The organism is Candidatus Methanoperedens sp. (assembly GCA_027460535.1).
In the GTDB taxonomy this organism is placed as follows: domain Archaea; phylum Halobacteriota; class Methanosarcinia; order Methanosarcinales; family Methanoperedenaceae; genus Methanoperedens.
Map to the genome: position 1 here is coordinate 47,156 of JAPZAR010000024.1, position 16,330 is coordinate 63,485.

Below are 16,330 nucleotides of genomic sequence, written 5' to 3' on the forward strand. Positions count from 1 at the left end.
TAAAATTCCCTCGGGATACCCGGTATTTTCCCTTGACCATGAATCCACAGCAAGCATTATATCAAGTTGAATTGATTTAACACAATTTAATTTGAGTTGATATGTGATGTTATTTCCGAGCGGAACTCCCACGCAACCTGAAGTAATTGCCGTTGCCTTATCCAAACTATGTCTTGAACCCACAGATATATTTGCAGATATTGGATGCGGGAGCGGGTCGGTCTCTATGAGCGCTTCTCGAAGAGTGAAGCATGTGTACGCCATCGATAACAGGGATGAGGCTATTCGCGCGTCGGTTGAGAACATCAAAGAATGTGGAGCGACGAACATCACATTTCTAAATGGTGAGGCTTCATTTCTTCTTTCCGGCCTGGATATCGACTGCGCATTCCTGGGAGGCAGCAAAAATATTGAACACGTGCTTGAAGTTTTAATGAAAAGAGTCCCAAGGTTCGTGGTGAGCGCGGCGAGGATCGAGACTGCTGCTCTGGCGCTTGGAATTCTAAAAGACAACAATAAATTCAGGGAATTATTGCAGCTACAAATATCTAGAGGAAGTGAACTCGCAGGAGGCACCATGCTGAGAACCGAAAACCCTGTTTTTCTGATCGTGGGGTGCGGATCATGTTGATAGGCGTGGGTCTCGGGCCGGGAAATCCTGACCTTCTTACACTTGCGGCCATAAAGGCGCTCAAGGCAAGCAGGAAAGTTTTTGTGCCGGGAAAACTCGCCGAGGAACTCGTTGAACCCTATTCAAAAGCAGAGATCCTTGATTTTCCCATGATCCAGGATAAGGCAGAATTATCAAAATTGTGGGAACGTAACGCAGCGATAGTGGCTGAGGAGGCACGAAAGGGCATCGTCTCTTTTGCGGTAATTGGGGATCCCAACTTTTTTTCCACCTTTTCGCACCTTAGGAGGAAAATCGAGGAGAAATACCCTGAAATCGAAATATCCACGATCCCTGGCGTTAGCGCGATAACAGCCCAGGCCGCAAAGACAAACACGAGCATTGACGGGTCCTTTGTTGTAAGCGACGGCTCACCTGTAAGGACGAAAATTATCCTGAAAGCAAAAGATCCTGAAAAAATAAAAAATGAACTGGTGGAAGAAGGATTTATTGATATCGTCTATGCGCAGCGCCTTTTCATGGAAAATGAAAAAGTGACCAGAGATTTCCCGCAAAAAGGTGATTATTTCAGCCTTCTTGTGGCAAAGCGAGACAATGGTTCCAAAAAGCCTGTATATTTTGTGGGTGCTGGCCCGGGCAATCCCAAATATATCACCGTGAAAGGGCGCGAACTTCTCGAATCTGCGGACCTGGTAATGTATACGGGCTCGCTCGTGAACCCTGACGTCCTGAATTATTCGCAAGGCGAAGTGCTGGACAGTCACGGCATGAAGCTTGAAGAGATCATTAATGTCCTTGCGAAAGGCGTCGAGGCAGGCAAGACCGTTGTAAGACTGCACAGCGGCGACCCTTCATTGTACGGAGCGATAATCGAACAGATCTATGGGCTGAGAAAACGAGGGATAGACATAGAAATCATCCCGGGGGTTACCTCTCTTTTCGCTTCTGCCGCTGCCCTCAAGACGCAGCTTACGCTCAATGGAATAACGGAAACGCTGATCATCACCAGACCCGCAGGAGCGACGCTTGAGAGAGACTCGATAAGGGAACTATCCCGCCATAATGCAACATTGGCGATTTACCTTGGAACGGATAAACTGAGGAAGATCACGGAAGAAGTCGTATATCCAAAGGAAACGCCGGCTGCAGTGGTTTATCATGCCTCATGGGAAGATGAAAAGGTGGTTCTGGGCACTGTGGGAGATATTGCAGATAAGGTCGAAGCCCTGGGGATCGATAAATCCGCAATGATTATCATAGGCAATGTGCTTTCTCCCGCGAACTACAGGAGGTCGCATCTTTATGGGTGAAGTGGCAATCATCACATTCCCGCGTAATCTTGCGGCAGCAGAAAAGATAAAGGAATCCATTGGCGGGGAGATCATCATATACTCAAGGGACGCGTTCGAAAAAGCTTTCGAGTATGATTCGATCATAGCCATAATGGCAGCAGGTATAGCTGTTCGGGGTATAGCTCCGCTATTGCATGATAAATGGGATGACCCCGCAGTTGTGGTCGTGGATTCAGGATTGAATTTTGCCATTCCAGTACTTGGAGGTCACCATGGAGGGAACGACCTGGCAAAAAAGCTTGCAGGTTTGGGAATAATCCCTGTTATAACCACCGCAACTGAAATAAATGGAAAAGAATCGGTCGAGCATATCGCGGAAAAACTCGGATGTCGGATATTAAACAGGGAATCCACAAAAGGTTTGAATATGGCTTTACTTGAGAAAGATGTTGAATTCTTAAGAATTAAAGGTCCAAAGATCGTACTTCTGGACGATAATGTCACTGTCTTGAAAAGATACGGGCTGGTGGTGGGGATCGGCTCAAATCGCGGTGTAAGCAAGAACGAGGTAATGGAGGCAATAACAAAAGCGCTTTCAGAGATAGATGCAAGTTTTGAGGATGTGAAATATCTGGCCTCAGCTAGGATCAAGGAAAATGAACATGGTATCATTGATGCTGCTTCTGAAATTGGAAAAGAGATAAAGTTCGTATCTCATGACCTTATCAATTCAGAAAAAGTACCCACAATTTCAAAGGCAAAAGCCCTCGGACTGAACGGAGTTTGCGAGCCCGCAGCCCTTGCACTCTCGGAAGAAAAAAAACTACTTCTGAAAAAAAGGATATACGGAAATGTCACCATCGCGATCGCACGGTAAATTATACATTGTTGGCATCGGTCCCGGTTCGACCGAACATCTTACGAAAAAAGCGGAAATGGCACTGCTTGAATCCGAGTACGTCGTCGGTAATGGAACGTACTTAGACCAGATAGCTGAGGTCATAAAAGATTCAAAGATAATAAGAAGCGGAATGGGTGGAGAGGTTGAGCGCGCGAAAGAGGCAGTTGGACTCTCGAAAGAACATATCGTTTCAATAATCAGCGGAGGTGATGCCAATGTGTATGGAATGGCGGGGCTGGTCATGGAAGTGGCGGAGAAAGAGCGAAATATAGAGATCGAGGTCGTCCCTGGCGTGACAGCGCTCAGCGCTGCAGCTTCGCTTCTCGGGGCACCAGTGGTTTCAGACTTCGCGGTGATCAGCCTGAGCGATCTCCTGACACCAATGGAATTGATAGAGCGGCGCCTTAATAGCGCCGCAGAAGCAGATTTCGTGATAGCTATTTATAATCCGAAAAGCAGGAATCGCAGGCAGAACTTTGGAAGAGCCATGGAAATCATTAAAAAATTCAGGAATGATGAAACACCTGTTGGAATCGTTAAAAACGCAGCACGGAAAGGAGAGGCCGTTATCGCCACAACGCTTGGAAGAATTATGGAATACGATGATGCTATCGATATGAGCACGATTGTGCTTGTGGGGAACAGCGAATCAAGGTTGTGGGATAACAGGATAATAACGCCCAGGGGGTATCAGAGGAAATATGAGTACTGATTTTGGGGCGCGCACAAAGGAAGCACGGGAGATCAGTGAAAAGAGTAGGGCGATAGTTCGCAGCATCGTGAAAGGTGATATGCCGGAGGACAGGATAAGGCAGCGCTGTGTGATGGCTACGGGTGACCCTGCGTTTGCTGACCTGATGAGATTCAATAATACGCCTGTGGAAGCCGGAATCAAAGCCGTCAGGAAAGGCGCAACGATATTCACGGATATAAAAATGGCTCAGGTAGGGATAACGAAAAGGGGACACAAATGCGATGTGAGATGCGTGCTCGAGGCAGGGGAGGAGATAGCCGGGAAAACTGGCGTTACAAGGACATCGGCAGGGTTCATGGCGCTTGAAAAAGAGCTTGAAGGTGCCATAATCGTAATCGGTAATGCACCATCGGCTGCACTCACAGTGTGCGGGATGATAGAACGCGGGCTCCGACCGGCGCTGCTTGTGGCCACGCCAGTGGGATTCGTGAATGCTGCCGAGTCAAAGGAGCGCGTGAGGGAGCTTGATGTGCCTTCCATCACCTGCGTGGGTACACGCGGCGGGACGCCTGTGGCGGTTGCTGTGGTCAATGAGCTGGTGGAGATGGCTGAGCACCATTAATGCATTGAAATCTTATTAAGATAAGAAGACTTATATACAAACAAAGCTTGGATAATAATCCTTGGGTTAAAAGAGGGATGCTAATGAATTTTTGTCCAAACTGCGGTGGAAAAATAGAAATAGAAAACGCAAAATTCTGCCCTAATTGCGGGTTTAATTTTCAAGAAAAAAAGACAAGTGAAGAATCCAAAATTCAAATAGAACCTGAAAATACTAACAAAGAGCAGAAGCTTTCACCTCCACAAGTGGTAAATGAAGAGGAAACTGAAGAGTCTGAGTATACTGCTAAAAATGCATATGCTTTAGGATTTAAATTTGAGGATACTGTTGAGGAAATTTTAAAGGCTAAAGGATACTTTACGCAACGAAGGCTTAGATTAGAAGGTCAAAAGGGAAAGTCTGAAATCGATATTCTTGCCGTTAAAAAGTATAAGGGAATAGAGAAGAAGATCGCAGTTGAATGCAAGAACTACACAAATTCGGTTCCTGTCAAGGACGTTAGAGACTTTGTTTCAAAATTGGAAGACCTTCGGATTCGAAACGGTCTTTTTGTAGCATACAGCGATTTTTCGAGCGAGGCTGAGTCGTGGGGTGAAAATGCATGTTTGGAATTATGGGATGGCGATACAGTATATGAGAAATTTTATGAACTCAGCGTCGGAAGGCTCAATGTGGGAGATAAAGTAGACTTCAAATATTACTTACCAGTCAAAATTGACTATAATTATGCAGCAAATCTTGATTTTGAGAATAAGAACAAAGTTGAAATTTCCAGCGCCAAGTTAATATGGAGACCTTTTTATAAAGTTTATTATGAACTCAACTCCGTTCAGACAGACCCGATTAAGAGAAAACATAGACTGACAGATTCAGGATTCTTTATTGAGGATGCTTTGATAAAAAGCCCCCAAAAACCTAAAGACATGGTAACTAATGCTGTGAAATCGGTAACTCTCGGTTTTCTCGGCAAATCTGCTGAGGAAAAGAAAGAAGAAAAAGAAACAGGTGTTCTTAAAAAAGAACTCGGCCAGAATCCAGAAAGAGATCTATCTATAACTCAGCCAGACAATTATAAAGTAATCAAGCTCTCTCCACAGATAACCGAAGTTGTTGCCAGAGGAGAAACAATCGACTATGTTGTGCAAGAAAATACGAAAACTGTAGAGTATGAAGTTCCCACAAAAAAGAAAAAACGAAAGGATGAGGACGAGATAGACTTTGAGATGCCTGATATAAGGGAATGTTCTCTAAAACCTTCGCGGAAAGACGTCACCATTAACGACATTCAGCTTATTCATGTGCCAAAATGGGAAGTAGAATTTGAAAGCGGGGATTACACTTATACAAGGGTCATTTCTGCCAATGGTGGAACAGTTATTGCAGACAATATAACAAATTGTAATAAACACTTACTCAAGGACTTTATAAAAAAGAAAAATGTGGCCGTCTGTGATGTATGTGGGAAAGCTCTCTGTAAAGATCACGTCTTCAAATGTCCGACTTGCGGCTCCTGGTTCTGTGAAAACCATAGTATTCAATGCATCGGATGCAAAATTAGATTTTGCACAGAACATATTAAGAACAAATGTGTAGAATGCGGAGAAGCTATTTGTGATAGCTGTTTGCTGAAATGTCCTTTATGTGGAGAAAATCATTGCAATAAGCATATGACAAAATGCGACAAATGTGGTAAAGTCGTCTGCACATCCTGTACACGAAAAGAAGGTAGTTTAATTTTTAAGAAAACCATATGTAAAAACTGCTAGTTAAATTAAGGTAATTCAAATGAAAACCGAACTCATCCCGGAACTAACAGCCGTACTTAAACAAAAGTTTAGCCAAGATCTCATTTCAATTGTTTTATTTGGTTCCATAGTCAAGGGCACCTTTACAAGTACTTCTGATATAGATGTTCTCGTCGTTTGCGAAGCTCCCATCAAAGATTGGAGAGCTCGTGATAAAATGATTCTGGAACTCACAGAAGAAATCGAATTAAAATATGCTACTCCAATTCATATGACTCTTATGGGCAGAGATGAGATATCACGGGCAATCGATTCGGTTTATCCATTAATGCTTGAAATTTATGACGCCAATGAAATTGTTTATGATGAAAATAACTTCTTTGGACGATTACTGAAATATTTTGAAGAAAATATTCAACGCTTGCATGCAAAAAAAATCGAAGAAGGTGTCTGGAAAATCCCTGGTTTGGCGGTGATATAAAGTGGTTGATGTGAAACAAATTTTTGATGCATTGATGATTGAAGCCCAATCCGACATAAGGTCTGCAAAATTGCTGCTGGATGGAACCGAATTCAGCAGGTCGATCTATCATTCGCAACAAGCGGTTGAAAAAGCTATGAAAGCCTGCCTTGTTTTAACCGGGATTGTAATAACCGATGATCATTGGATTTCTGATAGATTTATTCAAGCCTTTCCTGCGATGCCTGATATACGAAATTTAATACGCGATACAAAATATTTAGTTCGTGGTATCAAGAACCCCACCGCCTTTTAAGGCGGGGATGAATTGGTACCATCGTTTTTTCAATAGTACTCCGTAATTAGGATACGAGAGGATATGCAACTGTCCTCCCGCAAACAAATTTTCGGGTAGCGTGAAGCTTCTCGAATACTGGAGGTATTCAATGGAATTCGATAGGTATAGCCATAGCCTTGGCGAGAGTAACTACCATTTCCAGTTCACGCCGAAATACCGACGTGATGTATTTAGGGATGTTATCCTTAAAAAGGCTTGTGAGGAATCTTTCCTCAGAATCGCCGTGAAATACAAAATAATCGTTCGTGCTCTGGAATTCGGCCCAGATCACGTTCATCTTTTTGTTGGCAATTGTAAGAAATATAGTGTTCCGCAGATTGCCCAATATTTCAAGGGAGCAAGCTCAAGGGAGCTTCGTGAACAATATTGGGAGCATGTTAGAATAAAAGAATATGGTGACTCTTTCTGGAGCGATGGTTATTTTTACGAATCAGTTGGCAGGGTAACAAGTGAATCTGTGGAGTACTATATAAATCGACAGCAAGGGAAACACTGGGCAAACATAGACTATGAGGTATACAGGAAATTTCCGTCGCAGAAAACAATAAACGACTTTTTCATAGGAACCCCAGACAACCATAAACGCTCAGGGCTTTAGCCCTGAGTAGTTTACAGAGACAGGCAACAAAATCAAGGTACCCGTTGTTTTCCAGTGCAGAGAGACCGATATGGATTCCTTCACGAGAATATTCTAAGCAGGATGCAGATGATGCTTACAGGAAAGCGGACAATATTTTGGAATCTATAAGAAAATTTTTAAAAGAGAAATATAGCATTGGTATGGATTACTTATGAATCAAACCCCACCGGCGCAGATTTATGAAAAAAGCCTGGAGCAGGTAAAAGTAGCAGTGCTTGATGCCTTCGAAAGAGAAGATGTCACAATTCTTCTCTTTGGCTCAAGAGTAAGGGGAGACTCGGAAAGGTGCTCGGACATAGACATAGGAATATTGCCAAAGAATAAATATGACCGGAAAAAATTGATCCTCTTAAAAGAAAAACTTGAGGATATGAACATTCCTTATAAAGTCGATGTGATAGATATATCTAAAGTTTCACAAGCATTCAGGGAAAAAGTGATGATAGAGGGGAAGATATGGAAAAACTGACTTTGATACGAGATGATACCGAAAAAGTAAGGATCATTATGAACTTATGGACAAGGTATATCGGGCTCTAATGAATGCTTGAAACTATCGGCCCCTAAATCTTTCATTACCGATATTTCAGTACCGCTCCAAAATATTGTACAGCGTATCCCTCTTGGCAACCGGCCGCCCCAGCTTCTTAGCCACATGCACGAATTCCTCAATGCTCTTGCTGTGAAAAGGCACACCGGCCGCCCTCACTACATTTTCCTCGATCATTGTCCCGCCAAGGTCGTTTGCGCCGTAGTTCAATGCCACCTGCGCCACTGAAAGTCCCTGCGTGACCCATGAAGCCTGGATATTCTTGATATACCCGTTAAGGAGGATGCGCGAAACCGCGACCATCTTCAGGTAATCGATGCCTGTCGAGCTCCCGGTCAACTGCGTGTTCTCCGATTGAAAACTCCAGGGTATGAAAGCCGAGAAACCATTATATTTCTCCTGCATCTCGCGAATCCTGATAATGTGCTTTATCCTTTCCTCCAGGGTTTCGGCATGCCCGAACACCATCGTTGCCGTGCTCGGAATCCCGAGTGAATGGGCAGCAAGCATCACTTCCTGCCATTTCTTCCATCCGATCTTATTGGGCGAAACAAAGCCCCGCACCCTGTCATCGAGTATCTCGGCACCTCCTCCCGGTATTGAATCAAGCCCGGCATCGCGAAGCCTTGAGATCGTTTCCGGAATGCCTGCCCCGTAAAGCTTTGAGATGTGCACTATCTCAGGCGGCGAAAATGCATGCATCTGGATATTGAACCTGCCTTTGACCCGACGCAGCATTTCTTCATAATATTCGATAGAAAGAGACGGGTTCAATCCCCCCTGGAGCAGGATCTGGGTCGCGCCGAGCCGAACTGCCTCACCCACCTTTGAAAGTATCTCCTCGATCGTCAGGACGTAGGCATCATTTGCCAAAGGTTCCCTATAGAACGCACAGAATTTGCATTTAGAAGAGCATACATTGGTATAGTTTATGTTCCTGTCCACCACAAAGGTGACCAGATCCCCGTTGCTCTTTTTACGCAATTCATCCGCTGCTGCGCCGATCAGGTTAAGGGCTCTTGATTCGAGCAATTCCACCCCCTCTTTCAGTCCCCCGCCATCCAGTGCGCTCTTCAGTATCTCAGAAGAATTATCATCATCCGCAAATTTTCTTATCATATCAAAATTTGTCATCCTGGGAATAGCTCCTTTTGAATTTCAGGGCAAGTTCGGCTTTCATTAGCTCTCTTCCCAGATAACCTGCGTGGTCAAGGAGGGAAACGAGACCGAGCCTGGTTATGGTGTCCAGGACATCTCTGGCCGTTGCACCTGTGATGGATTTATTTTTATTTCTAGCTACTATTTTTCCAGGATAAATCTTGCCATCCCTTATCTCTTCACCCGTTATCTCAATTTTAAAGCAGCCGGCGGGGTCAAGATGCCATTCTTCACCGCCAATGGCCTCTACGGGATGGGAAGGCATCGTGCCGAATTCCCGCCTTCTTTTCTCCTTGGCGATCAGAAGGTCAAATCCGAGGTCCTTGGGAGCGCTGCCGCGATCCCGTGCAAGCATCATCATCATAGATGCTGTTTTTAATTCCGAGACGCTGCCATGTGATTTATCGCTGAATTCAGGCGTGAACAGGATGCCGGCATCAAGTTCCATTGCAAGACCGCAAAGCATGGCATTGATCCCGGGTGAATCGGCATCTATGAGTTCCGTCACATTCCCCGCGCCGAAAAATAATGGCGTTGTCGTATCGCGCTTCCTGAACTCGTAATACCTTTCAATAGATTCCACAAGCCCGTGACCCGGAGGATCAAGCACGGGATCGGCAATAATGTTCTTTATTCCGAAGTTCTTAACCGATTCGATATTATTGAACAGGCTTTCCAGTTCACATGAACAATCGGGGATAATTACAGCAACTGCAGAGTTCCTGACAATGTTCTCCTTTACCTCGCTGATGTTTTCAGAATTCAGGCTCAACACGATATCTATTCCTGCATCCAGGCCAGCATTTATCAGATCCGGTTCGAGAGTATCGATACTGATAGGCAGAGACGTAACCGAGCTGGCTGTTTCCACCGCCTTCCTTGCTTCTTCCAGTGTGGTATCCAGTGAAATGCCAAGGTCGATGATATCTGCTCCCTGTGCTGCAAAATATGAAATCCTATTGGTCAGATCATGTTGCGATAAATGGCCTGCATCCACTATCTCGGCCATCACTTTCATACGCGAATTCCCACCCAGCTTTACTCCTTTCAAAATCAAAGAGAAATTAGCACTATCCTCAAGCTCAACGATCTTTTCAAGAGCGCTGCCGCGTCTTTTTTCTATCAGCAGTTCACAGGCAGGGACTCTGGTAGAGAAAGTCGTATCTTCTGCAAATGAAAGAATAAAACCGAGATCGAATGCATGTTTAGGGCCAAGGCGGATAGGTGCCCCTATCTCATTTTCCAGCCGAGAATAATCGCCCGATGCCAGACCCGGAATAAGTATCAGATCATATTTCTTTGCGGGCAGAGCCCTTCTAAGCAGGGCAGGGGTTGTGAACGCAGCCACGTCTATATCCAGAACAAGCACGTCCGCTTCACCCTTTACCGATTTCTTTACGGTACTCTCCGCCAGCCGTCCTGTTACGACAAGGATGTTCATTTATTTCAGTCCAAAGAGCCCTCTTATTCCATCAGAAATAAAGCCGACCGCGATCGCCCCCAGGAATAGGCCCATCAGTCGAGTCATTACCATCATACCCGTCATTCCAACCACTCTTGTAAAATAATCGGAGAACCTGAAAATCAAAAAGGTAATAAAAAAAGTAATGAGTATTGCTACTATTACCATTAATTTTGTCAACCCCATGTCTATCCCGAACTCCTGGGCTTTGGTAGAGGTATACAGAATTATCATGGTAATCGCCCCCGGCCCCGTCAACATGGGCATCGCCATCGGGAAGACTGAGATGTTTTCCCTGTGCTCTGCATACGATAATTCTTCCGTAGTGATGCTCTCGCGTGTTGGTCTTGCGAATATCATGTCTATTGCAACCAGGAAAAGCAAAACACCTCCTGCCACTCTCAGGGAATCCACAGTGATCGCAAATAGGTCAAGGATAAAAACACCTAATACAGCGAAGATGATGGCAATAATGCAGGCGATCACCACAGAACGCCTGGCAACATAGATCCTGTCATCTTTACTCATGCGCGAAGTGATTGAAATAAAGGCCATTACGCCGCTTACCGGATTGATTATCGAAAATATGGCTAAAAAAGCCTGGATAAAAAAGGTAATTTCTGAAGAGAGGTTCACGGGCATTAATGATATACTTCCTTTAAATGCTATTGAATGTTTTGTTTGGCCCGCCCCATGAATTCTCGCCCGAATGCGTACAGGTCTCGGGGATTCCTTGAAGTGACAAGGTTTCGGTCAACTACCACCTCTTTGTCCTCATAAAGCGCACCAGCCGATCTCAGGTCATCCCTGATACCGATATAGCATGTTGCTTTTCTTCCCTTCAGAAGCCCGGCTGATATCAACGTCTGCGCTCCATGGCATATCGCACCCACCGGTTTATTCTCCCTGAAAAAATACCGCGCGATCTCAAGCGCCCTCTCCTCAAGCCTGACCTTCTCAGGCGCCTTTCCTCCTGGAAGGATGAGCATATCGAACTCCTCCGGCTTCACCTCGCCAAAAGATATATCGACATCAACCGAATAACCATGCTCACCCGTGATAATCCCTTTTTTCATGGAAGCTACCTTTACTGTGATCCCTTCTTCCTTCAATCTGTTGAGTGGATAGAAGAGTTCCATATCTTCAAAATTATCCGCGCTTAGAACGAGTGCTTTCATTACCTGACCTCCCTTGATACAGTCTATGTCGATGGTTCTATTAATCTCTTTTGTGTCCCGAAAAAACCTATGTGCAAATTGAATGGGGGACATAAGCATTATCGTGCACCGTGCTCGGATAGATATCCAAAATTATCCATGAAAACCAGGAAATCGACCGATTAGTTTCACCCCGTTTACATCAAATATATCTGCAGAAAATACTTTTTCTATACCTAAGGAGCGTGAGATTTATGGAATTAATCATCAAAAGTGCAGGAATCGAAAGGAATGGTATATACATGCAGGATGTTCAAGGGCAATTCTTCATAAGAGAGTCAGGGGGAATAGATTACAGCTCTGCTATCGTGCTGCTGCGAAACCTTGGAGAAAGGAAGGAAATCACGTCAATGGAAAGGGATGCTTTGTCTGTGGCTCTCCGATCTCTCCAGCGCGCTGCCACAAAATCAACATCATAACTGCCATCGCTTTTAGACGCATTGATCATGAAATGAAGAGTGCAAAGAAATTAAAAGTTTGGATTATTGAAATCCCTGGAGTTGCACACTTTCGAAGAAATGGTGTGGAGAGTGCCATGTAAAAGCGCTGTGTGCAGGCCTCGTACATGGTATAGGGTTTGTGACTGCAGGCGATGGGTGTTTCGTGCTTCCGTTATACATATTGAACATGAATAACAATTGTGGCGCCAAAATTAGGGCACAAATAGAATTATAATAATGGGGAAATAGAGGCTGGTCATTCTATATAAAATGAATTTATAGCCTCTAATACCCTTAGTGGGTTTAATCACTATGTCAATCGATCCTGCATAGAGCATGAACTCCAAATAAGAGTATGAAAAAATTTAATACTGGTGAAACTTATTTATATAATAATGATTATATGATACGTGTGAGACGGATTCGAAAATGAGAAAATTGTTCAAAATATTTGGAGCTCGACATGGGAATCTCTAAGAAATACGATGGGACTGGCCTTGTGATTTCAAAGTATCTGGTTAAGATTTACGTATGTAGAATCACTACAGAGAGCAAGTTTGGTGAAGGCAGTACCTTTACGTTTTTATTGCCGTTAAAGCAAAGAAGGGGGATTTAGGTTATGAAAGTGCTCGTGGTTGAGTATAACCCAGACAATATGAAACTGGCGCTTGAAATACTGAATGCGCAGGGCTATACAGCTCACGGAGTTGTAGATGGAGAGGCGGCAATCAAGGCGGCAGAAATAGAAGTTTATGATTTGATACTGATGGATATAGCGCTGCCTGGTATTGATGGCTTTGATGCTACAAAAATAATCAAAAGCAAGCCTCAGTACAAAGATGTAGCAGTGATAGCATTAACGGCATATCCTCTCAAAGAGAATAAAAAAAGGTTACTCGAAGCAGGTTTTGTTGATTATTTATCAAAACCAATTGATGTAGTTGCGTTCATGAAAATGATGGGGAAATACAGAATAAAATGGTATGAAAAAATACGACCATCTATAAAAATGAAAGAATGGATTAAGCCCACGGGTTTAAACGTGCTGGATAATATGATGGATGGGGGGCTTTTTTCAGGTTCCCTGGTGTATATACTGTCTGACCCGCAGATCGATTCAGAGATTTTTTTATTTCACTTTACTCAACCCAGAAAGTGCTTTTACATCGTCACTGAGAGAGAATCCAAGTACGTCATTCAAGAAATAGAAAAACTCGGTTTTGATATCTCAAATATTGAGTTTATAGATATTTTCAGCGTTCATCATTCTTATTTGGTAAACGAAACTGACCACAAGTCACTGGAATTTGTGAAAAGCAAGTTGCAGGGTATAAAAGAAAAAGATTTAACAATAATTATAGACACTTTTAATTTTTTCCCACTCTTGAATGAAGGAAGGGACAGTATAAAGGAATTTGTGAATTTTCTTTATAACTTTGCCAAAAATAATGATGCCATAATTTACCTGCTTTCATTGAGGAATACGATTGATAGCAAGATCGAGAATGAAATCATGTGGCAATGTGATGTTATTTTTGATATAAGTTGTGTGAGGGATCCGGATAAAATAATAAATGAACTTAGGATAACTAAAGCTAAGAATATCAACGCGGCAACCGATACCATCAAGTTTTTCATCAAGGGAAAAGTACTAATAGATTCTTCGAAGGAGATTGTTTAGAAACTGAAAATCAGCGCACCTGAAAATTTTGAATCATTTCTATAAATCGAATTGTTTCATCCAATTTTTTTAAACATTTTCTTTCAGCATGCGAAAATAAATCAAGAATTGCTGCACTCGATCATTCCACCAAAATCCACGCTAATAATAAAATATCCATTTTCCCATTTTTTCAGGATAATCTTAAATATAAAAACTAAGGTAATATGAGGCTCTGTTGTTCTTAAAAAGCTGGTAATAATCCATGTTTTCATTTAAAATGTGAAGGTATTCTGATGGTGGTTCATACCTATTTGTTCTTTGGACTTGTAATCTTTTATCTGATCGGGGCTGTACTATCTGTTATATTAAACAGGAAGGACCGACTGGTCACGTATGCTTCATTCTTGAGCGCAGCCCTGGCATCGCTGCTGGGAATAGGTTTTTCATTCTTCGTTCTCTTCGGTGAGACCTTTACTTTCGCTTTGCCTGGCCCGACTTTCTTGAATTTCAGCGTTTTTGTGGATAAGCTGTCTGCATTTTTCATACTCGTAATTTCGATCGTGGCTTTTGCAGTCTCAATATACTCTCTGGGGTACGTTCGCGAATATTTCGGGAGAAAGAATATCGGCTACCTTTGTTTCCTGTATAACATATTCATCCTTTCAATGATCCTGGTGGTCTCCTCCAGCAACACACTGATGTTCCTGATCGTCTGGGAATTGATGTCACTTGTTTCGTATTTCCTGGTGATATACGAGCATGAAGAAGCCGAGATAAGAAAAGCAGGCTTCATCTATATCGTGATGACGCATATCGGGACGGGATTCATCCTCATATCGCTTCTTATCCTGGCAAGCTCAAGCGGCAGTCTCGATTTCGGGACATTCCGTGGCCTGACAATGTCACCTTTTCTCAAGGATATAGCATTCCTGTTCGCCCTGATAGGCTTCGGGACAAAGGCGGGGATCGTCCCGCTGCATATATGGCTGCCTTATGCCCATCCTGCCGCGCCAAGCAATGTATCTGCGCTCATGTCCGGTGTGATGATCAAAACAGCGATCTATATGCTCATCCGGGTTTGTTTTGATTTCCTGGGCGCCAGTGTTCTGTGGTGGGGAGTGCTGCTTTTAATTATTGCATCCGCATCCGCGCTTCTTGGCGTGATGTACGCCCTGATGGAGCACGATATGAAACGCCTGCTAGCATATCACAGCGTCGAGAATATTGGAATCATTCTCATCGGGTTGGGCGTATCCATGATATTCATGTCCACCGGACACCCGGAGCTTGCCGCGTTCGGGTTGATCGCTGGTCTCTATCATACCATAAACCATGCAGTGTTCAAGTCCCTGCTTTTCATGGGAGCAGGTTCGATTATTTTTTCAACGCATACAAAGAACATCGAGGAAATGGGCGGACTTCTGAAAAAGATGCCCTGGACCGGCTTGTTTTTCCTCATAGGCTCAATATCCATTTCTGCGCTTCCGCCTTTTAACGGTTTTGTGAGCGAATGGCTCACCTTCCATACACAGCTCCTGAGCATCAATCTCTCGGAGAATATAATAAAGATACTTGTGCTTTCAAGCGGAGCTGCGCTGGCTCTCACCGGCGCTCTTGCAGCTGCGTGCTTTGTCAAGGCTTTCGGGATAAGCTTCCTGGCCCTCCCGCGCAGCGATCATGCACGGCACGCAAAGGAGGTTCCGGGAAGCATGCTTTTCGGGATGGGGATTCTTTCTCTTCTCTGCATTGCACTCGGGGTCTTAAGTTTTTACTTCCTCCCGATCCTCGATTCGATAGCCTCGCCGCTTACGGGCACAAGTATAATCTCAAAGGTTACATTTGACCTCTCGCTCGCCGCATTGAGCCCCCAGGCAGGAAGCGTTTCTACCTTGTGGTTATTCCTCCTGCTTTTCGTTCTGGTTCCCATTCCCTTTCTACTGGCACTCGCCCTGGGTGGCAGGACACATGCAAGAACATATGAGACCTGGGGATGCGGGCAGCCAGCTACAACAGGCAGGAACGAGTACACAGCCACCGGGTTCTCAAAGCCGATACGCATGTGGTTCAGCAGCATCTATCGCTCGCACAGGGAGATACAGACAAGCTACGCCGGCTCACCCTTCTTCAAGGAGAGATTTGTCTTCGATACGCAGATAGAGCCAATTTTCGAGAAATATCTCTATGGACCTGTCGTATGGATTGCACTGTTGGTATCCAGAATATTGAGGGTCATTCAGACAGGGAGCATACACCTGTACCTGCTCTACATCCTGATCACACTGGTTATCGCACTGATATACGTGGGAAGTGGAGGGTAAAACATAGGGAGACATGTATTCGGGCAAAATCCTACATTAATAATCAATATCCACTTTCACATTTTTTCAGGTTAATCTTAAATACAAACACTAGAGTAATGGGAGGCTCTGTTATTCCTGAAGTAAAAAGCTGGTATTTAAGAATGCTATCCAAATTTTCGGTAAAAATCGAAGTGCAA

Annotated in this window: 17 protein-coding genes and 1 pseudogene; 14 read left to right on the forward strand and 4 right to left on the reverse strand. The window is 44.0% G+C overall.

Translation table 11 applies throughout. The features are described from left to right. Positions 1–106: 106 nt before the first annotated feature. The 11 genes and pseudogenes from O8C65_10075 (at position 107) to O8C65_10125 (ending at position 7,812) form a co-directional block, all read left to right on the forward strand. Positions 107–631 carry a methyltransferase domain-containing protein gene (locus tag O8C65_10075; GenBank protein ID MCZ7357271.1) on the forward strand — a complete coding sequence of 175 codons (525 nt, stop codon included), beginning with the start codon at positions 107–109 and terminating at the stop codon, positions 629–631. Next, positions 625–1,221, forward strand: a pseudogene (locus O8C65_10080) (cobalt-factor II C(20)-methyltransferase). Before O8C65_10075 ends, O8C65_10080 begins: the two are co-directional and overlap by 7 nt. After that, positions 1,210–1,941, forward strand: coding sequence for a precorrin-4 C(11)-methyltransferase (gene cobM, locus O8C65_10085; protein MCZ7357272.1), 732 nt, complete (start codon positions 1,210–1,212; stop codon positions 1,939–1,941). Before O8C65_10080 ends, cobM begins: the two are co-directional and overlap by 12 nt. Continuing rightward, positions 1,934–2,800 (forward strand): cobalt-precorrin 5A hydrolase, encoded by an 867-nt coding sequence (gene cbiG / locus O8C65_10090; protein MCZ7357273.1) that lies wholly within the window; start codon positions 1,934–1,936, stop codon positions 2,798–2,800. Before cobM ends, cbiG begins: the two co-directional genes overlap by 8 nt. Beyond that, positions 2,775–3,536, forward strand: a complete 762-nt coding sequence (gene cobJ, locus O8C65_10095) for a precorrin-3B C(17)-methyltransferase (protein MCZ7357274.1) — start codon at positions 2,775–2,777, stop codon at positions 3,534–3,536. The genes cbiG and cobJ overlap by 26 nt, the downstream gene beginning before the upstream one ends. Then, complete coding sequence (locus tag O8C65_10100; GenBank protein MCZ7357275.1) at positions 3,526–4,140, forward strand: precorrin-8X methylmutase; 615 nt, start codon at positions 3,526–3,528, stop codon at positions 4,138–4,140. The genes cobJ and O8C65_10100 overlap by 11 nt, the downstream gene beginning before the upstream one ends. Positions 4,141–4,187: 47 nt before the next feature. Then, positions 4,188–5,906 carry a restriction endonuclease gene (locus O8C65_10105; protein ID MCZ7357276.1) on the forward strand — a complete coding sequence of 573 codons (1,719 nt, stop codon included), beginning with the start codon at positions 4,188–4,190 and terminating at the stop codon, positions 5,904–5,906. 19 nt (positions 5,907–5,925) lie between these two features. Continuing rightward, positions 5,926–6,366, forward strand: coding sequence for a nucleotidyltransferase domain-containing protein (locus O8C65_10110; GenBank protein ID MCZ7357277.1), 441 nt, complete (start codon positions 5,926–5,928; stop codon positions 6,364–6,366). Position 6,367: 1 nt separating this feature from the next. After that, positions 6,368–6,661: a HEPN domain-containing protein gene (locus O8C65_10115; protein ID MCZ7357278.1), complete on the forward strand. Its 294-nt coding sequence runs from the start codon at positions 6,368–6,370 to the stop codon at positions 6,659–6,661. Between the two features lie 130 nt (positions 6,662–6,791). Beyond that, on the forward strand, positions 6,792–7,301 hold the full coding sequence (gene tnpA / locus O8C65_10120) for an IS200/IS605 family transposase (GenBank protein ID MCZ7357279.1): 510 nt from the start codon (positions 6,792–6,794) through the stop codon (positions 7,299–7,301). 193 nt (positions 7,302–7,494) lie between these two features. After that, positions 7,495–7,812: a nucleotidyltransferase domain-containing protein gene (locus O8C65_10125; GenBank protein ID MCZ7357280.1), complete on the forward strand. Its 318-nt coding sequence runs from the start codon at positions 7,495–7,497 to the stop codon at positions 7,810–7,812. Between the two features lie 117 nt (positions 7,813–7,929). On the opposite strand, the gene mqnC is transcribed toward O8C65_10125, so the two are convergent. From mqnC to O8C65_10145, 4 genes are read right to left on the reverse strand one after another with little or no spacing between them, the layout of a single operon-like run. Continuing rightward, the gene (gene mqnC / locus O8C65_10130; protein MCZ7357281.1) at positions 7,930–9,027 is read right to left on the reverse strand and encodes a dehypoxanthine futalosine cyclase; all 1,098 of its coding nucleotides are present in this window, start codon (positions 9,025–9,027) and stop codon (positions 7,930–7,932) included. Beyond that, positions 9,014–10,492 (reverse strand): dihydropteroate synthase-like protein, encoded by a 1,479-nt coding sequence (locus O8C65_10135; protein ID MCZ7357282.1) that lies wholly within the window; start codon positions 10,490–10,492, stop codon positions 9,014–9,016. The genes mqnC and O8C65_10135 overlap by 14 nt, the downstream gene beginning before the upstream one ends. Then, positions 10,493–11,155, reverse strand: a complete 663-nt coding sequence (locus tag O8C65_10140; protein MCZ7357283.1) for an NAAT family transporter — start codon at positions 11,153–11,155, stop codon at positions 10,493–10,495. A gap of 23 nt (positions 11,156–11,178) precedes the next feature. Beyond that, positions 11,179–11,691 carry a type 1 glutamine amidotransferase gene (locus tag O8C65_10145; GenBank protein MCZ7357284.1) on the reverse strand — a complete coding sequence of 171 codons (513 nt, stop codon included), beginning with the start codon at positions 11,689–11,691 and terminating at the stop codon, positions 11,179–11,181. Positions 11,692–11,924: 233 nt separating this feature from the next. Between O8C65_10145 and O8C65_10150 the strand changes: the two genes are divergently transcribed. The 3 genes from O8C65_10150 (at position 11,925) to hyfB (ending at position 16,151) form a co-directional block, all read left to right on the forward strand. After that, positions 11,925–12,149, forward strand: a complete 225-nt coding sequence (locus O8C65_10150) for a hypothetical protein (GenBank protein MCZ7357285.1) — start codon at positions 11,925–11,927, stop codon at positions 12,147–12,149. Positions 12,150–12,789: 640 nt separating this feature from the next. Next, positions 12,790–13,851, forward strand: coding sequence for a response regulator (locus tag O8C65_10155; protein MCZ7357286.1), 1,062 nt, complete (start codon positions 12,790–12,792; stop codon positions 13,849–13,851). Positions 13,852–14,126: 275 nt separating this feature from the next. Continuing rightward, positions 14,127–16,151, forward strand: coding sequence for a hydrogenase 4 subunit B (hyfB, locus tag O8C65_10160; GenBank protein MCZ7357287.1), 2,025 nt, complete (start codon positions 14,127–14,129; stop codon positions 16,149–16,151). Positions 16,152–16,330 lie beyond the last annotated feature (179 nt).